A 24,710-nucleotide genomic window follows, 5' to 3' on the forward strand; every position below is an offset into this window, starting at 1 on the left:
TTGACTGACGGCGTTTTGCAACTCGAACTTCCCGGTAGCGACGCCCCCGCGGCGACTTCCGGTATGCTGCCGTCGTTCGTCGTCGGGCCCGAAAACGAGCTCGTCGTTGCCCCGTTAGGAAGATTGTTGGGCGACGTCGCGCTGGAAGAAGCGGCGCAGCTGTTCAATCCGCTCGTGCTTGTCGGCTCCAGCGGGAGCGGCAAGTCGCAACTCGTGCAGGCGATCGTCCGCCACTGGCGACGACGACTCGAACCAGCGCAAGTTGAATACTTCACGGCCGCCGATTTCTGCCGCGAAGCTCAAGTCGCGGCCGACGAGGCGCGGCTCCCCGCCTGGCGCAGCGGCATCCGCGGACTGCGCCTGCTGGTCGTCGAAGACCTCCAGCGACTCCGTCCGCGGCCCTCATTTCAGCAGGAATTGCGCGACGCCGTCGACGCCGTCACCGGCGCGGGCGGTGTCGTCATCTTCACTGCAGAACGCGAACCCGCTGCTGTCAGCCATTTGGATTCAGGACTCCGCGATCGGTTGGCAGGCGGTCTGACCGTGCGACTGCAACGTCCGAGTCTGGCGGCGCGGCGCGCCATCCTACAACTCGCGGCCAACGCTCGCGGGATCATGCTGACCGACGCGGAGCTGGGCCGTTTGGCCCAGCGCGAAGCCGGTTCACCCACCGAACTCATCGGCCGCGTCGCCGCGTCAACAAAGCCGCGACCGGCGGTCGCGGCCCCCACCGCCAAACACGACCACTCCCCAAGCGACTCCCGCGAAGACTTCGCCAAGCTCAAGCAAATCATCGCCGTCACCGCCCGATTTTTCTCGGTAACCCAGGCCGCCCTCATCGGCCCATCGCGACGCACCTCGCTCGTCGAGGCCCGCAACGTTGCGGTTCACCTCGCCCGCCGGCTCACCAATCTCAGCTATGCCGACGTCGGCCGCGGGCTGGGCCACCGCGACCATACGACGATCATGCACGCCGAACGTCGCCTGGCCGAGCGGCTGGCTCACGACCCCATGACGCAACAAGCGGTCGACGAACTCGACCGGCTGTTGCGTTGAAGTTAGAGATACCGATTGAGTCCCAGAGTTCAGCGCCTACGAGCAATCGAGCACAAAAACAGACAACAAATGATCGGCAGCCGCAGAGCGGCGACATCACTTAGCCGTGGGCTTACGCCCACGAAAGCTTTGAATGCGACCGTGACCGTGGGCTTACGCCCACGGCGATAACATGCCGCCCTCACGGGCTAAATGCCTTTAGGGACGTGACGTAGCAATTGTTCAACGACAAAAACAACTGAAAGCCTTCAGTGGACAACCTGTTAGCCATCCGTCGACAACCGTCGGCAATTTTCTCTTGATCAACAGCCAACTGCCGACAACCGACAACCACCCACATTCATCAACGCCGCATCAACAGACACTCGACGGAAACCAAACAGGTTATCCCCACTCAGCAACTTAGCCTAAAGCACGACAGCTCAACGCCTTAACGCCTGTATCCGCAAGTTACCGACAAGAAACGCCTTCGCTTCTTTTCTACTACTAACTTTTTGAAATACATAAGCAGCGAAAACAAACTCCCAGCGAGATGAACTCGCCGGCTCACCAAATCCAACTCGAACATCGTGGCGGGAACGCCGATTTGCGTTCCGCACTTCGCCAGTCACTTGAAGGTAGAAACCTCCATGAAAATTTCCTGCGATCGCGAGCAACTCCTGCAAGCCTTCCAGACGGTCGCCGCCGTCGCCCCGAGCCGCAGTCCCAAGCCGATTTTGCAAAACGTCAAACTCGACGTCACTCCCGACGGGGCGTCGCTCACCGCGACCGACCTTGAAGTCGGGATCCGCCACGCCGTTGGCGGCGTCGACGTGCAGGCGCCCGGTTCGGTGGTTTTGCCGGTGACGCGGTTCGGTTCGATTCTGCGGGAGTCGGCCGATCAAACGATCCATATCGAATCAGACGGCAACGGCGCCACGATCCGCGGCGAACGAAGCCGCTTCCAGCTCCCCGCCGAGAACCCGGCCGAGTTTCCGCCGGTCGGCGGGTTTGAAGAGACAAGCTACTACGAAGTCCCGGCCCGGTTGCTGCGCGAGCTGATCCGGCGGACCGTATTCGCCACCGACAATGAAAGCAGCCGCTACGCCCTGGGCGGCGTGAAGCTGGAGTTCGATGGCGAAGCCATTACCGCCGTCGGCACCGATGGCCGGCGACTGGCGAAGATGGTCGGACCGCTCGGCAAACAAGGCGAGCCCGCCGCGGTGCAGCAGAACACGATCGTGCCGACTCGCGCGATGCAGCTGATCGAACGAGCCATCGCCCCGACCGACGCCGAAGTGCAACTTGCCGTCCGCGGCAGCGAGTTCATCGTCCACAGCCCGCGGGCGACGATCTCGGCCCGGTTGCTCGAAGGCCGCTTTCCCGAATGGCGGAAGGTCTTTCCCGAGCGCGGCGTCGGCCAGCAAATCGAACTTGCCGCCGGCCCCACGCACGCCGCCGTTCGCCAGGCGGCGATCGTCACCAGCGAAGAGAGCCGCGGCATCGACTTCACGTTTGGCGACGGTTCGCTGGTGCTCGCCGGCAAGGCAGCCGAGGTGGGCCAGTCGCGCGTCGAACTCCCCATCGGCTACGACGGGCCGGAGATCACGATCACGCTCGATCCACGGTTCGTGATCGACTTCCTGAAGGTCCTCGATAGCGACAAGACGTTTACGCTTGAGTTGAAAGATGGCGAAAGCGCGGCCGTCTGCAGCACTGACGACGGTTATGGCTACGTGATCATGCCGCTGGCCCGCGATCGTTGATTGAAGTGTTTTCACCACGGAGACACAGAGAGCACCGAGGAGAAACTCACAAGCAAAGTTGGTCGCATGAAATCAGAATGCTTGTGTTTTTATAATCGAACGTTGAGCACCTCGTATAAATGAACCTAAATGAGACATTCCTCCGTGCCCTCTTTGCCTCCGTGGTCAATTAGTTCAAGTCTTTCATGACCATCCCCCCAACCGAACCACACCCCGAGGACTGGGCCAACCTGGAGCGACGCGCTCAGTCGCACCAGCGCTGGTACTACGGCCAGCAGCCGAAAAAAATCGCCGAGGTGATGTCGCAGCTGGTCCAGCGTCGCGGTTACGCCCAGGTCCGCACGCTCGGCGAGTGGAACGACGCCTGGCAAGCCGCCGCCGGCGACGCCTTCGTCGCAGTGACCGAGGTGGGCCAACTCCGCCGCGGCGTGCTCGAAATAACCGCCGCCAACTCGCTCGTAATGCAAGAACTCGGCTTTGAAAAAGAACGCATCCTCCAAGAACTAAAAACCGCCCGCCCCGACTCTGGACTCAAGCAATTACGCTTCCGCGTCGGCAAAATCGGGTGACGTTGAATAAATCAAATCGTTTCAGAAAGAAGTTATTTCACGCAAAGGCGCGAAGGCGCAAAGAAGAAAAAACGAGAGCAACGGCTCAGCACGTTCCCTTCGCGCCTTTGCGCCTTTGCGTGAGATAAATAAGAACTGAGAAAAAATGTCCGCAGCAGAAAACCCAGAAACGCCCGAAGAAAAGAAGCCCCGCTCCACCCTCCGCGACGGCAACGCCGACTACGGCGCCAAGGACCTTGAGCATCTCAGTGATCTCGAGCACGTCCGCAAACGCCCCGGCATGTACATCGGCGACACCTTCCTGCGTGGGCTCCACCACCTCGTCTACGAAGTCGTCGACAACTCCATCGACGAGGCGATGGCCGGCCACGCGACCACCGTCACCGTCGTCGTCAACGCCGACGGCTCGGTCACGGTCGAGGACGACGGCCGCGGCATTCCCGTCGAGCGACACGCTCAACTCTCCGAGGAGATGGACCGCGAAGTCACCACCCTCGAAGGCGTGATGACCGTCCTCAAATTCGGCGGCAAGTTTGAGAAGGGCGCCTACCAGACCTCCGGCGGCCTCCACGGCGTCGGCGTCACCGTCGTCAACTTCCTCAGCGAATGGGCCGACGTCGAGGTCTACCGCGACGGCCACGTCTACCATCAGGAATACCAGCGCGGCGTCCCCACCGGCGAAGTCCGCCGCGTCGGCTCCACGACCAAGCGAGGCACCAAAACCACTTTCAAGCCCGACCCGCAGATCTTCCCGCAGACCAAATTCATCTACGCCACCTTGGTCAAGCGGCTGCAGGAGCTCGCCTTCCTCAACGCCGGCGTTCGCATCGCCATCAGCGACGCCCGCAACGGCGAAAGCGAAACCTTCCTCTACGAAGACGGCATCCGCGAGTACGTCAAATACCTCAACCGCGCCAGCGACGTCGTCCACCCCGAGATCCTCTATCTCGACGCCGACTTCCCCGATCCTGAAGCTCCGGAAGGCGAAACGCGCATCGTCGGCGTGCAGATCGCGCTGCAATATTCCGGCGAGTACACCGAGAACGTTCACACCTACGTCAACAACATCAACACCACCGAGGGCGGCACCCATCTCTCCGGCTTCCGCAGCGCGCTCACGCGCTCGCTGAACAACTACGGCAAGAAGGAGAACATGTTCAAGGACCTCGTCCCCACCGGCGAAGACGTCCGCGAAGGTCTCACCGCGGTCATCAGCGTCCGCGTCCCCCATCCGCAGTTCGAGGGTCAAACCAAGACCAAGCTCGGCAACAGCGAAGTCGAAGGGATCGTCAACTCCGGTTTCGGCGAGTACCTCGCCAAATTTCTCGAAGAGAATCCCAAGACCGCCAAGGCGATGGTCAAGAAGGGGATCCTCGCCGCCGAGGCCCGCGAATCGGCCCGCAAGGCCCGGCAGCTCGTTCGCGATCGCAAGGGCGTCCTCGGCGGCGGCGGCCTCCCCGGCAAGCTTCGCGATTGCTCCTCCAAAGACGTCGACAAGTGCGAGCTGTACCTCGTCGAAGGCGACTCGGCCGGCGGCTCGGCCGAAGGCGGCCGCCTCCGCGAGTACCAGGCGATCCTCCCCTTGCGCGGCAAAATCATCAACGCCTACAAGTCGCGCGAAGACAAAGTGCTCGCCAACGAAGAAGTCCGCGCCATGATCGCCGCCGTCGGCAGCGGCATCGGCGCCGACCAGGATATGTCCAAACGCCGTTACGGCCGCGTCATCATCATGACCGACGCCGACGTCGACGGTTCGCACATCCGCACGCTGCTGCTCACCTTCTTCTACCGTCAGATGTACGACCTCGTGGCCAAAGGCCACGTCTACGTCGCCCAGCCCCCCCTCTTCCGCGTCGTCCGCGGCAAGAAAGACACCTACTACGTCCAAACCGAAGAGGAAATGAAAACCCAGCTCCTCGATCTCGGCCTGGGCGACAGCATCTTCGATCCCGGCGACGGCAACGTCGTCGAGGGCGAGCGAATGGTCAAGCTCGTCCGCACCCTCGCCGCGATGGAAGAAGCGATCATCGCGCTGGAGCGTCGCGGCATCAGCCTCCGCATCCACGCCGAGCGCCAAGATCCCGTCACCGGCAAGCTGCCGGCGGTCCACGTTTTCCTCGGCTTCGAGGAACACTGGTTCCTCGACATGGCGCAGACGCACGAGTTCATCGCCGCCAAGGAAAAGGAACTCGGCCACGAGCTCCGCGTCGACACCGGCCCCGCCGTCACCGCAAAGCTCAGCGACCTCGACCAGCAAGACGCCGCAACCAGTGAAGCGGGCCGGGGGGGTAACGCCCCGGTACTCAACGGCGAACCCGAGGACCAAGGCCCCCGCCTGCGCATCGTCGAACTCCACGAAGTCCGCACGATCAACAACATGCTCGCCGACCTGAAGGGCCTCGGCTTCTACATCGAAGCTCTTATCCCGCAGGAACGGACCGGCCAGGAGGGCAGCCGCTACACCGTCCGCCGCGGCGAAAACGAGACGGGCCTGGAAGACCTCCGCGCCCTCCCCGCCGCCATCCGCGCCGCCGGCGAAAAGGGATTGCAGATCACCCGCTTCAAAGGCCTCGGCGAAATGAACGCGGAAGAACTCCGCGAAACGACCCTCGACCCCGCCAACCGCACCCTCCTGCAAGTCAGCATGGAAGACGCCGGCGCCGCCGACGAACTCTTCCGCGTCCTGATGGGCGACAACGTGGAACCGCGGCGGGAGTTTATCCAGAAGCACGCGCTCGATGTGCGGAATTTGGATGTGTAGCGCCTGATCCCCCTCCTTCGCAGGGAGGGGTTCACGAGATCAACTCGGAGCGAACCTGCATGCGCCGAAGTTAGTCCTGAACCCTGTCACCCTGAGGTACTCCGAAGGGTCCGCTCGGCCTTTGCGACTTCCATGAACCAAAATCGCATTATCGTCGACCGTTGGTCAAACGCGGAGTCTGAGCGACTCTATCGCGATAACTGGCCCAATGAGATGGCGCTCAGCTCGCGGTACGAAATGGGCGAGCAATGCGGCGGCTGTTCCTTCTTCGCGCCGTTCGACGAAGACTTCGGCCTCTGTTGCCACGCGGCGTCACGGCACCATACGGAGACTGTTTTTGAGCACTTTACCTGCCCCTCATTCGTCAAAGAGGGTTGGGGGCCGCATAGCTTCGCTGAAGACAGCGAGTTTCATTGCAACTGTGAGGGGCAAGGTAACGATGATTGCTGACTCGTGTCTAAGCGATCGACTCAGTTATCTATTGGATTGAATGTCGAACTGAATATGCTATGGGCAATAAGCTCTGTCTTTCAGACGAACTGGAACGACTTCGAGGCGATTTCGCTGCCGCAACAGGCGAGCCGCCGTTCAAGCATTTCTACTGCCCAATACTTTTTGTCGATGAGGATGTGGAACTGTGTGCGGGCCATGTAATTAACGAGAGCATACCCAAGACCTCCCGAACTTGCGTAGTCCAAAGAAAGGATGTGGACGGCTTTTACGGCTCACTCGTTGAAGATGATTTTGCGACGGTTCTGAAGATCAATGGTGGCGGCATACACAAAATTCTTGAGAACGACCGACTCCGACGAAAAGTGCCGTACTCAGTTAGTCTTAATGGCAGGTCAGTCGAACACTACGAGGTGAATGGTCATTCCGCTCCCTGTCACCCAGTGGTGTCGCTTGAGAATGGCGACGGGCAGTTTCTAAAAATCGCGTTGAAGATTTCTCCGGAGGAGATACCGGATGCGTCGCATTTGCATATTTCCGTTGATAGAGATTACATGCCAGAAGCCGTTGCGACATTACTTAAAGCAGCGCATTTGACTATGTTCTCTATCTTTGGTTATCGATACGTGTTTAGCGCCGCCGGGCAAGATGTTGCGCGCATACTCAGAGATTTTTATTTGCGCCATAAGGGCTCTGCACGAAAAGAGCAGCTAAAGGCGTTGGGAACGTACTTCACACGATTCGCTGGAATGATTATTCCGTTGGGCGGATTTGTTGATGAAGTAGTAGTGGGTTCGTTGAAAGACCGGCGATTCATGGTGTGCGTTGGAACATCAGGTCATTTTTTCTCCTTGGGAGTACTTGTCAGAACATGCGATCGTATGAGCGTGGTTCTACTGGCGCCGGACCGCGCAGAACTGATGGATACCTATATCAGTTTCACTAAGGAGACGTGGAAGAGTCCATTCCGTTACCACTTGGCCGATTTTGTAGATTCAACATCCTCCAGTGACGCACATTGGAAGGGCTACAAGAATGTGTACACCTTCGACCCAGGTGACCCAATAGGCTACGTCTCGGAGTAAGGTGTTGCTGCACGCAGCCATCTAACAAGACAACTGTCGTTAGTTGAGTTGTTATGGAGTAGCGGCAATGCAATCCTTCAACGGCATCTACAAAAAGCGCCGACCTCCGCTCCCCGGCGCCGTCGACATCCCAGAAGGCGCCAAGGTAGCCGTCGCCGCCTCCCCGCCGCAACCGCCCCCCGGCTGCAACTCACCCGAACTCCACGCCCTCCTCGGCGAACGCTTCAACTCCGGCGACCCCTTCGCCGCCGCCCGCCACAACGACCACCAGCCGTAACCCGCGCCCTAGCCCCGGGCTCCGCCCGGGGGTCGCTATCCGTGACGAAATGGTTTCCTGAAACGCAGCGCAACCCCCCAGCGGGGCCGGGGGCTAGGAAACACCGCAATCAGTTTCGCGACGACGTTACGCCCCAGCCCCGGGCTCTGCCCGGGGGTCGCGCACCATGCCGGTCGAACTCCGTCCCTGCTCCACGCCGACCCCCTGGCGGAGCCAGGGGCTAGAATGCCGTCGCGTTCACTGGCGCGTTACGATCTCGCCGGCGAGCATTCTCAATCCGCGATGCTGCGCCAAATACTCCCGCGCATCGTGCAGCCCTTTTAGATTGCGGAGTTCCCTACCGTAGTACCCTGTCGTCCAAATCCGACCCCGGCCGAGTCGCTGCCGCATGCGGTTCTTCAAGCGGCCGACCATCGTCTCCATTCCATCGTCATGCGAGACGATCCAATGGAGATGCGTCGATTCAATGACAAGATCGCTCAGTCGATACTCGAACTCTCGGACCGCTGCGACGATCGCATGGTGCAGAGCGTCGGCGTCGTCATCACTGAACAGAACGGGTCGGTTCCTCATCCGGCTCTCTGAATACAACGCGAGCGGCGGCGATGACGGTAGTAGTTCGCCATTTTCCATGTAACCGCGCACATCGCCGGCAGCCAGCTACCGTAGCTGGTCGTGGTGATGAAAGAGGCTTCGCAGCGTTCAACCATGCGGCAGATTGTGCAGTAACCGGATGGCGGACGCAACAATATTCTAGCCCCGGGCTCCGCCCGGGGGTCGGTTTCCAGTAGGGACGACGTTCCACCGGTATGGAACGCGACCTCCCGGCGGACAACATAATGCAATAGCTAGCACGCGTCGCTAACGGTAAAAAGGCCCGCGTTCCAGGCTGTTCCTAGAGACCTGACACGTTTCTAGGAGGTGAGCCATGGAACGCGAACTCTGGAGCGTACTATACCGTTTGACTCGGCGGTTATGCAGCGATCGTTCGGGACACGTCTGTTCGGTCAGTTGGATCGTCGGCGTCTATCTCTGGGCGGTGATCCACGATCGACCGGTGAGTTGGGCGTGTCGGCCGGAGAATTGGCCGTCGTCATGGCAGGTGCGGCTGCCGAGCCAATCGACGGCGAGCCGTCGTCTCCGCACGGCGGCGGCCGTGGAACTGATCGAGCGGTTGAGGAAGCGTTGCTGGCAGGGCCCGCACCCGCCGGAGGTGAGCTTCCTCGATGGTAAGCCGTTGCCGGTAGGAGGCTTCAGCAAGGATCCCGACGCCACGCGCGGGCATGGCGTCGGCGGCCCGGCCCGCGGCTACAAGCTGCACGCCGTCTGGACGATCGATGCGCTCGTGGCGTGCGAAATCCAGCCGCTCAACGTGAGCGAACAGACGGTCGCCCGGCGACTCTTGCCGCAAGTCGGCGGAGGCTGCGTCCTGGCCGACGGCAACTACGACAGCAACCCGCTGCACGAGATCGCCGCACGGTCGGGCGTGACGTTGATCGCTCCGCAGCGTCGCGCGGGACGAGCGCTGGGCCACCGCCGCCACAGCATCGGCCGCTTGCAGTCGATCGAACTGCTGACGACCGCCGATGGCCAAGCACTCTTCAAGCAGCGGACGTACATCGAGCAACGCTTCGCTCAACTCACCAATTTCGGCGGCGGGCTCGGACCACTCCCCAACTGGGTGAGGCGACTGCCGCGCGTCACCCTCTGGGTGAACGCCAAACTCTGCATCCAGGCCGCTAGAAACCACTTGCGACGAGGAAACGATCTGATGGCGTTTGCATAATGTTGCGAAGCCGGGGGCTAAGACGCCGCCGTCGGCGGGAAACGAAGCGTCGCTTCCCGCCCCGGGCTCGGTTTGCAGTAGGGGCGACGTTCCACCAGGATGGTGCGCGACCCCCGGGCGGAGCCCGGGGCTAGGAGGCTGCTACGCCCCTCGCCCCGTCCGACCAGCCAGCGTCGCCACCGCCGCCACCAGCTCGTTCGCATCCACCGGCTTCGCCAAATGTGCCTGGTAGCCCGAGAGCAACGCCTTCGTCCGATCCTCCCCCCGCGCAAATGCCGTCGCCGCCACCGCCGGCGTTCGGCCCCCCTCCTCATCCGGCAGCGCGCGGACCATCCGCATCAGCTGATACCCGTCGGTCCCCGGCATGCCGATGTCGCTCACGATCACGTCGGGCCGCACGCGCCGCAGCAACTCCAGCGCCTCGTCCGCCGTCGCCGCCGAGTGGACTTCGACGCCGTGCTGCTCCAGGATCCGCGCCGCGAGGCCGCGGGCGTCCGCCTCGTCATCGACGATCAAGACCCGCAGATCGGCAATCGGCGGCGCGCCATGGCTCCGCAGCATTGACGCCGCCGCGACGGGTTGAACGCGATCAGTCCCCGCGTCTGGAGCCGAAATCTGCAGCGGCAAGACCACCGTGAAAAGGCTTCCTTTCCCGCGTCCGTCGCTCGACGCGCGCACCGAACCGCCGTGCATTTCCACCAAGTGTTTCACCAGCGACAGCCCGAGCCCCAGCCCCCCATGCCGACGCTGCGTGCTGCCGTCCCCCTGGCGGAAGCGATCGAATACGAACGGCAACAGCTCGCCCTCGATCCCCTGACCGGTATCGGCGATCTGCACCTCGACGTGCGAGTTAACCCGCGCCAGCGTTACCTGCACTCGCCCCTGCTTGGGGGTGAACTTGACGGCGTTTGACAGCAGGTTCAAAAAGATTTGCTCCAGTCGGCTCGCGTCCCCCGCAATCTGCCCGGCGCGCGGGTCGAGCACCGCCTGCACCTCGATTCCGCGCGCCGCCGCCCTCGGCGTGATCGTGTCGATCGCGCGCCGCACGACGTCGCAGAGGTCGACCGACTGGACGTCGAGCCGCATCTTGCCGGTGATCACCCGGCTCATGTCGAGCAGGTCGTCGATGATTTGCACCTGGGCCCGGCCGTTCCGTTCGATGACGGTCGCCGCTTCAGTCACCTGCTGGGGCGTTCGCTGGTTCATCAAGAGCAGTTGGGCGTAGCCGAGCATCGCGTTTAGCGGCGTCCGCAGTTCGTGCGATACGAGCGACAGGAATTCATCCTTCAAGCGGTTCGCCTTTTCGGCCTCGCTCCGCGCATACCGTTCGCTGTCGAGCAGTCGTTCGCGTTCCTCTTCCGCCTCCTTACGCGCCGTGACGTCCATCGATACGCCGCTCATCAATTGCGGCCGACCCTGCTCGTCGGTGAACAGCGTGCCGCGGGCTTCGACCCAACGCGTCCGCCCGTCCGCGGTGATGATCCGGTACTCCGAGTGGTGATTGCTCAGCTGCTCCAGATTACGCTGGACGATCTGCTCCATTCGCGCGCGGTCGTCAGGATGAACCATGGCGATGAAGGCGGCGAACGTTCCCGCGAACGATCCCGCGGCGATGCCGTGAATCGATTCGATCTCGGCCGACCACGTGACTCGATTGGTTGCAATCTCCCACGACCAGGTTCCCATTCGCCCGGCGATCAAGGCCAGCCGCAGCCGTTCTTCTTCGACCCGCAACAATTCCTCGGATCGCTTGCGCTCGGCGACCTCATGGGCGAGCTGCGCGTTGACCCGCTCGAGTCCCGGCAGGTGGAGCGCCTTCGGCGTGATCTGCACGAGCGCCACGACCGTCCCCCACGACACGACGGCCGTGAGGAACTTCACCACGCCGTCGAGACGATAGACCGGCTGCCAAAAGATGATTGCGCTGATCAAGTGCGTCGTCCCGCACGCAAAAATGAATGCGACGAACAGCCATAAGATGCGCGGGAACGGCACGTCTTGCCGGCGGAGAATGAAGAACGCCAGCACGCACGGGATCGCCGTATAAGCTGCCCAAATGGCCAGGTCCGAGCCAATGTGCAGCCAACCGAGCTCGTCGCTCCAGGCGCCGCACTGCCACCGCGCGGGGAACCCGCTGGTATCGAACAGCCCCGTGAGTATTTCGCCCATAAACGCCTCGATGTCCTGGCTTGCGATCAGCAGCACCTGAGGATACTGGCGGAAGTGACAGAGGAGTAGGCGCGCTTGACGCCGCACTTGCGGAGTGTGGAGAACCGGATCCCATCGTGCGGGAGGAAGTCTCGTTGTTCGTCCGCTCATTCACGCTCAGCGAAAGGAGCGAGGCGCACCACCGTCACGACTCCCCCTCTGCAGAACCCCCTGTCAAGCTGGCCAATTTGGCCAGCTGCGCGCCGCGCTCCGCTTCGTCGATAATAGGGACCTCAAGGTGGCAGCTGCGCCAGGGTGAAGCGGTCGAGGTTCACGGGAATAGTCCGGCAAGAAGCCGAGCGGGGCCATCGGCCATCCCAAGATGAATTCAAGTTCCGTCCGACAAGGGGACGTTTTGTCCAACGCGCGATGACATTACCAACTCGCCGCCGCCGCGACCACAACCGCGCCAAATCGGGGCGAATGTGCCCAGATGTCCGCGCAGGGCGGGACGCGGAGGCCGGGTTTTGTCACCAGAAATCGACTTGGCGCGTCGGACACAACGCAACCGACAAAATCCAACCCAGTAACACCCGAATTCAGCCCCGGCTGGCAGTTGAAACCGTGCTTCGACGCGGCTTTCCCCGCCCTGACCCCCAACCTCTAACCTCCCGCCTCTCACCTGACATTGACTTCCCCCCCATAGGTGGTATCCTTGTCGCATACCTCAGGTGCGAGACCGGCCACCAGCCCCATGGGCGTCGCCGGATCATTCGATTTCGTTGTCGCGGTCCAGCGGCGAGCCTTTCCCCCGCGGAAAAGAGCTTCGCCAGCGGATTCCTGCCTTCGTCCACGACTGATTTTCTTGCCCCTCGTGGCAATTGCGTGCACCACGCAGACCGAAGTCTCCCTGCGTTTGATTCAGCAAGTTTGAGTCAGCAGCGACGCGGTCGAAGATCAGTCTCTCACGGGACCGATGTTCGTGTTCCCCGCACGTTAACAAACACCCCGTTGCGGCCCTCGTTCTGTGGCGAGTGCGGCCGCGGCGTTTCAGTCACGCTCTGCGCACGCCGTGCGCGGGGTCAACGTTCGCACTATGCGAACAGAAATGAAAAGAAAGAAATGAAGTTCGAAACGTTGAACATCGGCCCCGCGCTGCTCCGTGCGGTCGCCGACAAGGGTTACGAGATCATGACGCCGATCCAGGCCGACGCGATCCCGACAATCCTCGAAGGACGCGACCTGATTGGTTGCGCCCAAACCGGCACCGGCAAGACCGCCGCGTTCGCCCTCCCGACGATCCACCGGATCCTCAGCTCGCTGCAAGCCGAGCGCGACGCGACGGCCAAGGCCAACGGTCAACCGACCGGCCAGCCGGAAGCGGCCGAAGCGCCCGCCGACGCGCGCGACGATCGCCACCAAGGCAACCGCGCGGATCGCCGCGCCGGCCGTCACCAGACGTCTCGTCGACCGCAAGCTCGTCGCAAGACGCGGTGCCTGGTGCTGGCCCCGACGCGTGAACTGGTTTCGCAGATCGCGGCCAGCTTCGTCGCCTACGGCAAGCACACCGCGCTGCGGCAAGCAGTGATCTACGGCGGCGTCGGCCAGGGTCCGCAAGTGAAGGCCCTGCAACATGGCGCCGACGTGATCATCGCCACGCCGGGCCGGTTGCTGGATCTGATGAACCAGGGGCACGTTGATCTCAGCAAGATCGAGATTCTGATTCTCGACGAGGCGGATCAAATGCTCGACATGGGCTTTATTCCCGATCTGAAGCGAATCATCGCGAAGGTGCCGACGGAGCGTCAGACGCTGATGTTCTCGGCGACGATGCCCCCGGCGATCCGCGAACTGGCCCATGAGTGGTTGAAGTTCCCGGTGAGCGTCCAAACCACTCCGGTCGCCACCCCGGCGGAAAAGGTCGATCAGTCGGTTTACTTCGTCGCGAAAGACGGCAAGATTCGCCTCCTGGAGCAGTGGCTGCAGAACACGGCCAACAGCCGCACGATCGTCTTCTCGCGCACCAAGCACGGGGCCGACAAGATCGTGAAGTACCTCAGCCAATGCAAGATTCGTGCGGCGGCGATCCACGGCAACAAGAGCCAGAACTTCCGCGAGCGGACGCTCGAGCAATTCAAGTCGAGTCGCCCGCCCGTCCTGGTGGCGACCGACATTGCGGCTCGCGGCCTCGACATCAAAGAAGTTTCGCACGTCGTGAACTACGACCTACCCGAGACGCCCGAGACGTACGTCCACCGCATCGGCCGCACGGGCCGCGCGGGGGCCGAGGGCTCGGCGGTGTCGTTCTGCACGGCGGAAGAGATCAAGTACCTGCGCGGGATCGAACGCTTGACGCGGCGTCGCATCGAAGTCGGCCAAGGGCACGACGAGTACACCCTTGCAGCCCCCCCGGCTGCCGTCGACGAACCGCGTCAACAACGCGGTCGTCGCGGCGGACCAGGCGGTGGCGGCAATCGTGGCGGTCGTCCCGGCGGCCGGCCAGGTGGACGTCCCGTCGGTAACGGCGGCGGCAACAGCAACGGTGCTGGTAACGGCGGATATGCTGGTAATGGAACGAGCGGCGGTCGCCCTACTACGGGCGGCGGACGTCGTCGGCCAACAACTGGCGGTCGCCCGGCGCCGTCGGCTCGGCCCAAGCGTCGCACCGACGGCAAGCCTGCCGATAGCGCGCCGATCATGCTCGACGGCCCCGCTCCCGCCGACGGCAAGCCGCCGGCGACCGGCAGCGGCCGCCGTCCCAAGCGGCGCAAGAAGGTCACGTCCCGGCTGTAAGCCGAACGCCCAGCGACGTGGTTAGGCTAGCCATGAGCGAGTCGTACGAAGTCGTCGTCATCGGCGCCGGTGCGGCTGGGCTGTTGGCCGCGACGCGCGCCGCCGAACGTGGTCGACGGACGCTGCTGCTCGAAAAGAACCGCAAGCCGGGCGTGAAGATCCTCATGTCGGGCGGGACGCGGTGCAATCTTACCCATTCGACCGACGCGCGCGGCATTGTCGCGGCATTCGGTTCGCAGGGGCCGTTCCTCCACTCGGCGCTAGCGGCGCTCGGGCCGGACGAGCTGGTGTGGATGTTTGAAGCCGAGGGAGTCGCGACGAAGGTCGAAGAGACGGGCAAGGTCTTCCCGGCGAGCGATCGGGCGCTCGACGTGCTGCTGGCGCTGCGGCGGATGCTCGATCGCAGCGGCGCGGAACTGCGGCTGGCGACGCCAGTAACGGGCGTGCGGCGCGACGGCGACGGCTATCTGCTAGAGACGCCCTTGGGCGAGATTCACGCGGAGAAGCTGATCATCACCGTCGGGGGCCAATCGTACCCCGGCTGCGGCACCGTCGGAGACGGTTACGCTTGGGCGAAGTCGTTCGGCCACAAGATCGTGCAGCCGCGGCCGGCGCTGGTTCCGCTGACTTCGAACGAGCGGTGGGTGGCCGAACTCAGCGGCGTGACGATTCCGGATGTTATGGTGCAAGTGGCGGCCGGCGACGAGAAGCCGTGCGCATCGCGGCGGGCCTCGTTTCTGTTCACGCACTTCGGGCTTTCGGGCCCGGCGCCGATGGATGTGAGCCGGGCGATCACCGAGCGGCCGCAGGCTGGGGGTTGGCGGTTGATATGCGATTTCGTTCCGGGGTTGAAGGAGAGCGAGATCTTGGGACGACTGGCCGCTGAAGCGGCTCAGTCCGGGAAGAAGGGGGTGCTCAATATCGTTGCGGAGATGGCGCCTCGGCGGTTGGGGGAGGCGTTGATGGTGCGTGCGAGCGTGCCGCTGGAGCGGCGGGCGGCGGAGCTTTCGCGGGCGGAGCGAAATGCACTGGTGGAAGGGCTCAAGCGGACGTCGATTTCGATCAGCGGATCGTTGGGATTCAAGAAGGCGGAAGTGACCGCGGGGGGCGTGTCGCTCGACGAGGTCGATTCGCGGACGATGCAGAGCAAGCTGGCGCCGAACCTCTACTTCGCCGGGGAGGTTCTCGATCTCGACGGGCCGATCGGCGGGTTCAATTTTCAGGCGGCGTTCAGCACCGGATCGTTGGCAGGCGAGAAGGTCTGAGCGGGCCTGTTTTGCGCAGGTTCGATACTGGCGACGTGGTTGCCGGGCGATCTAAAATGGGGCTTCTCATTCTTCCGGCCCTCAGCCGTTCCCCCCTGCGAGTGCATCCATGGACCGTCGTCAGTTCCTTGTCGCCAGCGCGTTGACGCCGGCCATCAGTCTCGTCGCGGCACGCTTGGGCTATGCGGCCGAGGACGATGGTTGGATTCAGCTGTTCAATGGCAAGGACCTCAACGGCTGGACGCCGAAGATCCGGGGGCATGAACTCGGAGTCAACTACGCCGACACGTTTCGCGTCGAGGATGGCGTCATCAAGGTGGCGTACGACAAGTACGAGGGCCCTTTCCGCGGCCGCTACGGGCATTTGTTCTATCAGGAGCCCTTCTCGAATTACCTGCTGCGGATCGAATACCGCTTCGTTGGCGAACAAGCGAAGGGCGGCCCAGGTTGGGCGACGCGTAACAGCGGCGTGATGATTCACGGGCAAGATCCGAAAGAGATGACGAAGGATCAGGAATTTCCCGTCTCGATCGAGGTCCAGTTCCTTGGCGGCGACGGTATGAATCCGCGGAACACCGGCAACCTCTGCACGCCCGGCACCAACGTCGTGATGGATGGCGAGCTTCACACGCCGCATTGCACGAACAGTTCGAGCGACACGTTTCACGGCGACCAGTGGGTGACCGCCGAAATTGAAGTCCACGGCGGGAAAACAATCCGGCACAAGATTAACGGCAAGACGGTGCTGGAGTACAGCGAGCCGCAGCTCGATCCGGCCGATGCGAACGCCAAGAAGCTGCTCGACGCGGGGGCGGCGAAGATCATCACCGGCGGCACGATCTCGCTGCAGTCGGAAAGTCATCCGGTCGAGTTTCGCAAGGTCGAACTGAAGCCGCTGCTCGTTGAGGGCGAAGCGCAGAGCGATCCGCTGGAGCCGTGCGACCCGGTAGAACTCGCGGAACCGGGGTCATTTATGATCGTCGCCCTGCCCGACACGCAGGTCTACGCGATGCATCCAAAGTGGAATCATCATTTCCACAACCAGACGCAATGGATCGTCGACAACGCCGAGCGGCTGAACATCAAGTATGTGCTCCATGAAGGGGACATCACGAACAACAACGTGCCGGAGCAATGGGAGGTTGCCCGCGCGGCGATGGGCCGACTCGACGGCAAGGTTCCATATGCCCTGGCTCCGGGGAATCACGACTACGGGCCGAACGGCTCCTCGACGGATCGCAGCACGATGCTCAACGACTATTTCTCGGCCGAGGAACTCGCGAAGTTCCCCGGGTTCGGCGGGGCGATGGCGGCGGGCAAGCTGGAGAACAGTTACCACACGTTCGAAGCGAACGGCAAGAAGTACCTGATTCTAGCCCTGGAGTGGGGGCCGCGCGACGAGGCGGTGGCCTGGGCGGACAAAATCGTCTCTGAGCATCCTGATCACCAAGCGATCCTGCTGACGCACGCCTACATGTACTACGACGATACGCGTTACGACTGGAAGGAACGGGGCGAAGAGCAGACCTGGAATCCGCACGCTTATGGTCAAGCCAAATTGCCGGGCGGCGTGAACGACGGACAGGAGTTGTGGGACAAGCTGGTCAAGAAGCACCCCGGGTTCATCATGACGCTCAACGGACATGTGCTGGAAGACGGCGCGGGGCGAACGTCCACCAAAGGCGATGCCGGGAACATGGTCCATCAGATGCTGGCCAACTATCAGAATCGCGCCGAAGGGGGCGAAGGTTACATGCGGCTTATCGAGTTCTCGCCTGACGGCAAGACGATCCGCGTTCGGAGCTACAGTCCGTCGACGAAGATGTGCAAGGTGGCGGAAGATCAACAGTTCACGCTGGAGTTGTAGCCCTCGGCCCCGCTGTGGGGAGCACAACGTGGGACGATGTCGACCGGTTTGGTGACCGACCCCCCGGCGGAGCCGGCGGCTGCAGGTTAGTTGCGCGAGGCGCGCCACGCGGCGATCAGGTAGAGCACGCCCGGGATGGCGAACAGCCAGAACGCGCCGCCGAGCAGCCGGTGATTGGTCGCGAGTTCGACGGCGTTGAGCAAGCCGTAACCCAGTAGCGACGTCAGGCCGCCGAACAACGGTCGGCGCCAACCGATGGCGTAGCCGACGAACATGACTCCCCACAACGCAAAGAACAACTGGACGCGGAGGGGTTGTTGCGCGAGCGGCGGAATCCCTTCGGCCAGCGCAAAGAGCATGAAAAAGGCGAAGACTCCAACCGCCGAAATGCGGGCGAACCAGTGCGCCATCGCAGCTTGATGAGGCGACGAATCGAGCGCAACGTTCATGGCTTGGTCCTCAACGATCAGATGACATTGGCATGCCAACCGCTCGCGCCCATCGGCCCGCGTCATTGCCCTCCTGAACCGGCCGCCGATGTTTCGGCGGGCGGCGTTGGGGCGGTCTGCTGAGCGGCAAGGAACTTGAGCAGATCGAGGAATTCGATGCCGCTCAGGCCCTCGTGCAGATGCTCCGGCATGCTCGACACTTCTACTTCTTCGCGATGATCGATCTGATCTTGGGGAATTTTCTGCAACGTTCCCTGCCCGACCAGGAGCGATAGCTCGTCCTCATTTTCGCCGACGACCAAGCCCGAGTAGGCTTTGCCGTCGACCGTGAGAACGTTGGTGGCGCGATACTTCGGATCAAGCTTCTTGTTGGGGAAGAGGATCGACTCGAGGATCTCCTCGCTGCGGAGACGTTTGCCGACGTCGGACAGGTTGGGTCCGAACTCCGAGCCCTCGCCGCCGACGCGGTGGCAGGCCTGGCAGGCGCGTTTGAACACCTTGACGCCTTCGTCGGGGTTGCCTTCCAGGCCGTTGAGCCGCGCGGTGAGCGTCGTGCGATGACCATCCTTGTCGTAATGCTGGACGATCGACTTCACGAGCGACGTGACCTCGCGACCGCGGTCGTTGCCGGCGGCGACGCGATCGAGGAACGCGGCGGCGGTCGGATTATCGGCGGCGAGATCGTGCCCCTGCTGCCGAGCCTGTTCCCACACGGGACGCAGGGCGCCGAGCGTGCTTTCGAGGCTGAAAGTCAGCTCGCTGTCGAGCGGATGCTGGAAGGTGCCCAGCACTGCCGTCACGCTTTCCGGCGTTGGGAAGAAGCTAAGGCCGCGGATTGCTTCGAGGCGGACGCGCGGGTGGGGATCGTCGACAAGCGGGACGAGCAGCTCGAACGCCTGCGGATTGTAATCGCGCAGGTCGGCGATGATATGGGCCGCCGCTGCGCGGGCGTCTGGGGTTGGCGAGGCAAGAATCTGCTTCACGAGTTCGACGTCGACGACTTTCTGTCCGGAAAGAGCCCACATGGCGTCGACCAGCAGCCGATCGTGCTCGGGATCTTGCGGATCGATCGAAGCGACCCAAGTCTTCACGGCGGCGACGACTTCATCCTTCGGGCGATCGCGCAGTTCGCGTTGAACGCGGTACTTGGTCGAAGCTTCGTACTCGCGGAGTTGCTCCAGCAGCTCGGGGACCGTTTTGCCGGCTTGAATCACTGGGGTGACCAGCGGCCGGCCCTCGGCGTGGATGCGGTAGATGCGGCCGTGGCTGTGATCGCGGTTGGGATCGCGCTGCGAATATTGCATGTGGCCGATGAGCGGGTTGTGCCAATCGACGAAGTAGAGGGCGCCGTCGGGGCCGATCTGCGGATCGCCGGGGCGGAAGTTGCGGTCGGTCGACGTGACGAGGTCTTCGACGCGCCGGCCGTCGTAGCCGGCGCCGTCGTCCTTCACGTTGAACTGCAGGATGCCGTTCATGTTGATGACGCAGGCGTAGAAGAAGTTGCCTTGCGACGACTCGGGGAAGTGGCGGCTGAAGAGGAAGCCGTTGCCCAGGGCGGGCCGCATTGTGCCGCCTTCGTAGTGGATGAACTCGCGGTTGTTGCCGCGGGCGTCGTACTCGGCGCCGGTGAGGGGCGTGGCCCAGTGCTGGTCGGCGACGGTGCCGTCGCCGAGGAAGGGCTGGCCCCAATCGTTGTGGGTGAAGCACCAGGCGTTCACCAGGCAGGGATAGATGTATTTTTCCAGCTTCTGCGTGCGCGGGTCGTAGGTATAGCTGACCGATTTATCTTTGTTTCGCAAGGGGCCGTAGGCGGTTTCGACGGTGCCGCTGAGGGCGAGCCCTTCCAGCATCACGAGGCGGCCGTCGGGAGTCCATTCGAACGCGCTGATGGCATGGTGGGTGTCGTCAGTGGCGAAGCCGTCGAGGACCACCTCGCGAACGTCGGCCTTATCGTCGCCGTCGGTGTCTTTGAGAAACAGCAACTTTGGCTGGCTGACGACCAGCGCGCCGCCGTTCCAGAGCTCGAAGCCGACCGGCACGTGCAACCCGTCGGCGAAGACGGTGGACTTGTCGGCCTTGCCGTCGCCGTCGGTGTCTTCGAAGATGATCAGCTTGTCGTTGGGCTTGGGGTCGCCCGGCTTCCATTGCGGGTAGCTCGGCATGCAGGCGGCCCAGAGGCGGCCCTTGTTGTCGAACGCCATCTGCACCGGCTTGGCGAGTTCGGGGAAATCTTCCTCGGAGGCGAAGGTCTGGATCTTGTAGCCCTCGGGAACTTTCATCTGCTTGAGGGCTTCATCGGGCGTGAGGATGCGGAGTTCTTCGGGTTCGGAATAAGGCTTCGTGCCGAACGCAGTCGGCGGGATCGCGAGGACTGGGTTGAGGTCGTCGGGCACCGGCGGGGTCTTGCCTTGGGCGAGGGCCCAGACGACCTTGTCGCGGTCGGCGCACATCTTGCGAATCTTGGCGTACTCGGCGGGGAAAGTTTCGACGTCGAGCGGCTTCGAGCGGCTGCCGTAGACGTACCAGCCGTTGACCATGCGGTAGTCTTGTTGGTGGTGCCATTGGAGGTCGATGATGGCTTCTTTGAGGTCCATCAATTGCTGGCCGATCTTCTCATATTCTTCAGGTGACCACTCCGGTTCGGATTCAACTGAAAATAGAGCAGCGATCAATCCATTCGCGACGAGGATGTCGCCAGCTTCATTAATGTGCACGCCATTTGTAGTGAGTTTTGACTCAGTTGACGGGCTCGTAGCGCGATGGGTTAGGTTGAATAGGTCGACGAACGGCATCTTTTGCGCCTTCGCAAACTCCGCCATCGCATCAGCGTAAAGCTTGAGATTCTCGTTCTCCTTCTTGCCGTTCGGCATCAACGGGTTGCCGGTCGCTTCGTAGGCGATTGGCGACACCAGCACGATCCGCGGCGCTTTGCCATCCTTGGTGAACTCCTCGCGAGTTCGCTTTACCCAGGCGGCTAAGTCTTCTTTGAACTTCGGCAGTCCTTCAGGCCCGGCGTACGACTCGTTGTAGCCAAAGAAGGCGAGGATCACGTTCGGCGCGAAAACCGCGAGCGGATCGTCGATCGCTGTGTAATCGTTCGGGCGTTGCTGGTTGCCGACTTCGTCCGCAGGCCAGCCGAAGTTACGGACGACGAGTTCATGTTCGGGGAATCGCGTGTGGAGCAGCGCCTCGAAGTTGCCGTAGAGACGCATCCGCTCGGCGAGGCCATTGCCGACCAGGGCGATGCGGTCGTGGGGCTGCAGTTCGAGTTGCGGCTTGGCCTCAGCGTCGGCGCACTGCGCCGGCGTCGCTGTGACTCCGGCAGCGACGAACAGGAGTAGTGCCAATCCAATGAAGCGAATGCTGAAAAAACTACGCACGTCGAGAACTCCGTTGCGTTTAGAAGACGAAGGTATGGCGAGAAGAGACATTCAGAAATCGAATCAACTTATTATAGTCGAGCGCGGCATGGGGTCGGGAGCCTTTTGCCACTGGAGAATCTGTTTGTCGAACAAAGCACCCAGTGGCAACACGCTCCCGAACCCGTTTGGACGATGCGGGTGCGCGAAATGCCGGTAAAGTCTCCGCAAAAAATGGGCGAATCGCTTGTAAGATGTTGCGAAGTGCGCCGTATTTTCGGCTTCTCATCATCGCTTATCGGCACGAGGTTTTTCATCATGGGCATCGCGCTGCAGGGTTGCGTGGGAGCTTGTTTGTCTCGCATCGCCGTCGGCGTAGCCGTTTTCGCGATCACTTGGCCCGCGTTCGCGGCCGCGCCAGCGAAGAAGGTGCTGGTCATCGGGATCGACGGCTGCCGCTTCGATGCGGTGAAGCAGGCTGACGCGCCGCATCTCGATGCGCTGATGAAGGCGGGCGCCGTCGCGCAGCCGACGCGGATCTTTCCGGCGCACTATCGCGAGGCCGACACGATCAGCGGGCCAGGCTGGTCGAACATTTTGTGCGGCGTGTGGGCTGACAAACATCGAGTGATGGACAACGAGTTCACGGCGCCGAACTACGAGGAGTTTCCCCACTTCTTCGCGCGTTTGAAGGAAGCAAAGCCGGAGGCGGTAACGGCGTCGTTTTCCGACTGGGGACCAATCGCGAAAAGGATTCTAAGCGCCGCCGACGTGACGTTTGACGCCAACGAGACCGACAAGGATTATGTCTCGGGCGACGTGGCAGTGACGGCGGCCGCGAGTAAGTACCTACGCGAGGCCGATCCGGCGGCGACGGTCGTCTACCTCGGGCAGGTCGACGAAACGGGGCACAAGGAGGGCTTTCATCCCTCGGTCGCGCCGTATGTCAAAGCGATCGAGCAGGTCGATGGACATATCGGCGAGCTCTTGAAGGCGATCGAGTTGCGGCCGACGCGGGCGGACGAGGACTGGTTGATCCTCGTGACGACCGATCATGGCGGCAGCGGCACGGGGCACGGCGGCGGGCATGACAACCCGGAGGTGGCCTGCTCGTGGTTGGTCGTGAGCGGCGATGCGGCGCAGCCGGGAAAGATCGCCGGCGAACATGGGCAGGTCGATCTCGTGCCGACGGCGCTGAAGCACTTGGGCGTCGTCGTCGATCCTGCCTGGAAGCTGGATGGCGCCGCGGTCGGGTTGAAGTAGTCTGACCTACCTACGCAGAGCAGGAAGAGAAGGACGAGCGCGATGGCGGCGATGCGGAGGTTGCGGAGCATGGGCGATGTCAATGCAGAATTGGTCAATGATCGCACAGCCTTTCCAGGCATCATGCCGCAGTTGCGCGCGAGTTGGCGATCAGTTGCGATAAATCGCGAAACGTCACAATGTGCGGTGGCAGTGGATTTGCAACTTCCTTATAGAACACCGCGATCGAATACATGGCGACGGAGATTGAAATCGTCGGTATTAACCAAACGAGGTCAGAGAACATCCAGGCAGCGAATGCTCCGCAAACTGCTACAAGGAGACCAAAGGAGCCTGCGCGGAAGGTAACGTCTCTCCAGAACTGAGGGAGCGCGGGCAGCGCGTGCTCGGTCATCCATCGCACGTGCATCCAGAATTGGTCGAGATTGTTGCCTCGCATCACGTCAATGATGCGCGTGCTGGGCGCAAAACGAGGGCAATCTTTCCGCAAGTTCTTGGCAACTTGTTGGATGCCGGTGAATACGCCCGCCGCATCGCAGTATCGACCAAATACTGGGATTGGGGCAAAAGAGGCTGCCACCGGCGCTCTAGACGCGATGAACGCCGCCAGAGAACCGAACGTCAATTGCGGAGCGAATTCTCGTTGCCAGTCTTCGAAACTTCGTTCTGCAACGTCATACCCAAAGAAATTCTTCCACTCGTCGATGCTGCAAGTGAAATTGAAGAATTTTTCGATACGGTGAAAAATATCAATGAGATCGAGTTCGCCCCACATACCGTCGGCCAACATGTAGGCGTAAATTTGCGTGTCGGCGTCGAAGGGCTCGCTGCCACCAGTTGAATACTCCCAGGACTCTTGCAGTCCGTACAGCACTTGCGATTGCGTGTATCGTTGCGCGTCCATTCGAGTCTCCATTGTGCAGGAAATCTCAACTTCAGCCTGAGTTAGCGTTCTTAGGGCTCCAACGCCTTAGCCCCCGGCTTGAAGAGCCGGGGGCTTAGGGCATGCTTGTGTTGTTGATACTTTAAGAACTACGCCGCGTCGTAGTTCTTCGACGCTTGGTCCCAATCAACGATGTTCCACCAGGCGGTGACGTAGTCGGGGCGCTTGTTGCGGTACTTCAGGTAGTAGGCGTGTTCCCAGACGTCGACGCCGACGATCGGGGTCTTGCCTTGCGTGAGCGGGCTGTCTTGGTTGGCGGTGCTGATCACTTCGAGGCCGTCGGGGCCCTTCACCAGCCAGGCCCAGCCGCTGCCGAAGCGGGTAGCGGCGGCGTTGTTCAGCGCTTCCTTGAACGCGGCGAAGCTGCCGAACTTTTTGATGATGTCTTCGGCCAATTTGCCCTGAGGTTCGCCCCCTTTGCCGGGGCCGATGATCTTCCAGAAGAAGGTGTGGTTCACATGGCCGCCGCCGTTGTTCTGGACGGCGGTGCGAATTTCTTCAGGGATCGCGTCGAGCTTCTTCACCAGGTCTTCGGCGGGAAGCTTGGCGAGATCAGGGTACTTGGCGACCGCGGCGTTGAGTTTGTCGATATAGGCCTGGTGATGCTTCGTGTAGTGGATCTCCATCGTCTCAGCGTCGATGTTCGGTTCGAGCGCGTCGTAGGCGTAGCCGAGCTTCGGAAGCTTGTAGGGGCCGGTCGGGGGAGCGGGTGCGGCAGCGGTTTGGGCTTGGGCGACAGCGGGAGCTAGCAGCGACGCGGCGCCGCTGGCGGCGAGGGCGCCGGCCGAGGCGCCGAGGAAGGAGCGGCGATCGACGGAGCGGTGGGATGGGGCAGTCATAGAATCAAAGCCTCCTCAGGGGTGGGACTGAATTGTTTGGATTTGTTAAAAGCCG

18 protein-coding genes are annotated in these 24,710 nt (G+C 62.1%); 12 read left to right on the forward strand and 6 right to left on the reverse strand.

Annotated features, from left to right (window positions below):
- The 7 genes from I41_RS27615 to I41_RS00035 all read left to right on the forward strand — a co-directional run bounded on the left by I41_RS27615 (position 1) and on the right by I41_RS00035 (position 7,943).
- Positions 1-1,056, forward strand: coding sequence for a DnaA/Hda family protein (locus I41_RS27615; protein ID WP_210421078.1), 1,056 nt, complete (start codon positions 1-3; stop codon positions 1,054-1,056).
- Between the two features lie 629 nt (positions 1,057-1,685).
- Positions 1,686-2,801, forward strand: coding sequence for a DNA polymerase III subunit beta (gene dnaN, locus I41_RS00010; protein WP_145429757.1), 1,116 nt, complete (start codon positions 1,686-1,688; stop codon positions 2,799-2,801).
- A 185-nt stretch (positions 2,802-2,986) separates the two neighbouring features.
- Entirely contained in the window at positions 2,987-3,370 is a 384-nt protein-coding gene (locus I41_RS00015) for a DUF721 domain-containing protein (RefSeq protein WP_145429759.1), read from the forward strand.
- A gap of 145 nt (positions 3,371-3,515) precedes the next feature.
- Positions 3,516-6,131 (forward strand): DNA gyrase subunit B, encoded by a 2,616-nt coding sequence (locus I41_RS00020; protein ID WP_145429761.1) that lies wholly within the window; start codon positions 3,516-3,518, stop codon positions 6,129-6,131.
- 132 nt (positions 6,132-6,263) lie between these two features.
- A complete protein-coding gene (locus tag I41_RS00025; protein ID WP_145429763.1) occupies positions 6,264-6,581 on the forward strand; it encodes a hypothetical protein in 318 nt (105 codons plus the stop codon).
- A 59-nt stretch (positions 6,582-6,640) separates the two neighbouring features.
- A complete protein-coding gene (locus I41_RS00030; protein WP_145429764.1) occupies positions 6,641-7,666 on the forward strand; it encodes a hypothetical protein in 1,026 nt (341 codons plus the stop codon).
- 67 nt (positions 7,667-7,733) lie between these two features.
- Positions 7,734-7,943 carry a hypothetical protein gene (locus tag I41_RS00035; RefSeq protein ID WP_145429766.1) on the forward strand — a complete coding sequence of 70 codons (210 nt, stop codon included), beginning with the start codon at positions 7,734-7,736 and terminating at the stop codon, positions 7,941-7,943.
- Positions 7,944-8,180: 237 nt separating this feature from the next.
- Here I41_RS00035 and I41_RS00040 read toward each other — a convergent pair whose 3' ends face one another.
- Entirely contained in the window at positions 8,181-8,516 is a 336-nt protein-coding gene (locus I41_RS00040; protein ID WP_168206568.1) for a transposase, read from the reverse strand.
- A gap of 355 nt (positions 8,517-8,871) precedes the next feature.
- Between I41_RS00040 and I41_RS00045 the strand changes: the two genes are divergently transcribed.
- Entirely contained in the window at positions 8,872-9,729 is an 858-nt protein-coding gene (locus tag I41_RS00045) for a transposase (protein ID WP_145429769.1), read from the forward strand.
- 141 nt (positions 9,730-9,870) lie between these two features.
- Here the strand turns inward: I41_RS00045 and I41_RS00050 are convergent, their stop codons facing one another.
- Positions 9,871-11,934, reverse strand: coding sequence for a hybrid sensor histidine kinase/response regulator (locus I41_RS00050; RefSeq protein WP_168206569.1), 2,064 nt, complete (start codon positions 11,932-11,934; stop codon positions 9,871-9,873).
- Positions 11,935-12,999: 1,065 nt separating this feature from the next.
- Between I41_RS00050 and I41_RS00055 the strand changes: the two genes are divergently transcribed.
- The 3 genes from I41_RS00055 to I41_RS00065 all read left to right on the forward strand — a co-directional run bounded on the left by I41_RS00055 (position 13,000) and on the right by I41_RS00065 (position 17,802).
- Positions 13,000-14,670, forward strand: coding sequence for a DEAD/DEAH box helicase (locus I41_RS00055; RefSeq protein WP_210421079.1), 1,671 nt, complete (start codon positions 13,000-13,002; stop codon positions 14,668-14,670).
- Between the two features lie 32 nt (positions 14,671-14,702).
- Positions 14,703-15,935: a BaiN/RdsA family NAD(P)/FAD-dependent oxidoreductase gene (locus tag I41_RS00060; protein WP_145429775.1), complete on the forward strand. Its 1,233-nt coding sequence runs from the start codon at positions 14,703-14,705 to the stop codon at positions 15,933-15,935.
- A gap of 109 nt (positions 15,936-16,044) precedes the next feature.
- Complete coding sequence (locus I41_RS00065) at positions 16,045-17,802, forward strand: family 16 glycoside hydrolase (protein ID WP_145429777.1); 1,758 nt, start codon at positions 16,045-16,047, stop codon at positions 17,800-17,802.
- Between the two features lie 86 nt (positions 17,803-17,888).
- On the opposite strand, the gene I41_RS00070 is transcribed toward I41_RS00065, so the two are convergent.
- Positions 17,889-18,251: a DUF7670 domain-containing protein gene (locus I41_RS00070; RefSeq protein WP_145429779.1), complete on the reverse strand. Its 363-nt coding sequence runs from the start codon at positions 18,249-18,251 to the stop codon at positions 17,889-17,891.
- Between the two features lie 62 nt (positions 18,252-18,313).
- Positions 18,314-21,631 (reverse strand): PVC-type heme-binding CxxCH protein, encoded by a 3,318-nt coding sequence (locus I41_RS00075; RefSeq protein WP_168206570.1) that lies wholly within the window; start codon positions 21,629-21,631, stop codon positions 18,314-18,316.
- Positions 21,632-21,928: 297 nt separating this feature from the next.
- Here I41_RS00075 and I41_RS00080 point away from each other — a divergent pair, with 297 nt between their 5' ends.
- Entirely contained in the window at positions 21,929-22,873 is a 945-nt protein-coding gene (locus tag I41_RS00080) for an alkaline phosphatase family protein (RefSeq protein ID WP_168206571.1), read from the forward strand.
- Between the two features lie 121 nt (positions 22,874-22,994).
- Here I41_RS00080 and I41_RS00085 read toward each other — a convergent pair whose 3' ends face one another.
- Both I41_RS00085 and I41_RS00090 read right to left on the reverse strand, forming a co-directional pair.
- A complete protein-coding gene (locus tag I41_RS00085; protein ID WP_145429785.1) occupies positions 22,995-23,777 on the reverse strand; it encodes a hypothetical protein in 783 nt (260 codons plus the stop codon).
- Between the two features lie 128 nt (positions 23,778-23,905).
- Positions 23,906-24,655, reverse strand: a complete 750-nt coding sequence (locus tag I41_RS00090; protein WP_145429787.1) for a superoxide dismutase — start codon at positions 24,653-24,655, stop codon at positions 23,906-23,908.
- Positions 24,656-24,710: the final 55 nt, after the last annotated feature.

It is taken from the genome of Lacipirellula limnantheis, assembly GCF_007746075.1.
Taxonomy (GTDB): Bacteria; Planctomycetota; Planctomycetia; order Pirellulales; family Lacipirellulaceae; genus Lacipirellula; species Lacipirellula limnantheis.

Coding starts and splice junctions, on each gene's coding strand:
- I41_RS00040 (WP_168206568.1), bottom strand. CDS start 8,516: ATGAGGAACCGACCCGTTCTGTTCAGTGATGACGACGCCGACGCTCTG.
- I41_RS00085 (WP_145429785.1), bottom strand. CDS start 23,777: ATGGACGCGCAACGATACACGCAATCGCAAGTGCTGTACGGACTGCAA.
- dnaN (WP_145429757.1), top strand. CDS start 1,686: ATGAAAATTTCCTGCGATCGCGAGCAACTCCTGCAAGCCTTCCAGACG.
- I41_RS00090 (WP_145429787.1), bottom strand. CDS start 24,655: ATGACTGCCCCATCCCACCGCTCCGTCGATCGCCGCTCCTTCCTCGGC.
- I41_RS00060 (WP_145429775.1), top strand. CDS start 14,703: ATGAGCGAGTCGTACGAAGTCGTCGTCATCGGCGCCGGTGCGGCTGGG.
- I41_RS00070 (WP_145429779.1), bottom strand. CDS start 18,251: ATGAACGTTGCGCTCGATTCGTCGCCTCATCAAGCTGCGATGGCGCAC.
- I41_RS00035 (WP_145429766.1), top strand. CDS start 7,734: ATGCAATCCTTCAACGGCATCTACAAAAAGCGCCGACCTCCGCTCCCC.
- I41_RS00045 (WP_145429769.1), top strand. CDS start 8,872: ATGGAACGCGAACTCTGGAGCGTACTATACCGTTTGACTCGGCGGTTA.
- I41_RS00055 (WP_210421079.1), top strand. CDS start 13,000: ATGAAGTTCGAAACGTTGAACATCGGCCCCGCGCTGCTCCGTGCGGTC.
- I41_RS00015 (WP_145429759.1), top strand. CDS start 2,987: ATGACCATCCCCCCAACCGAACCACACCCCGAGGACTGGGCCAACCTG.
- I41_RS00020 (WP_145429761.1), top strand. CDS start 3,516: ATGTCCGCAGCAGAAAACCCAGAAACGCCCGAAGAAAAGAAGCCCCGC.
- I41_RS00025 (WP_145429763.1), top strand. CDS start 6,264: ATGAACCAAAATCGCATTATCGTCGACCGTTGGTCAAACGCGGAGTCT.
- I41_RS00065 (WP_145429777.1), top strand. CDS start 16,045: ATGGACCGTCGTCAGTTCCTTGTCGCCAGCGCGTTGACGCCGGCCATC.
- I41_RS00080 (WP_168206571.1), top strand. CDS start 21,929: ATGGGCATCGCGCTGCAGGGTTGCGTGGGAGCTTGTTTGTCTCGCATC.
- I41_RS00030 (WP_145429764.1), top strand. CDS start 6,641: ATGGGCAATAAGCTCTGTCTTTCAGACGAACTGGAACGACTTCGAGGC.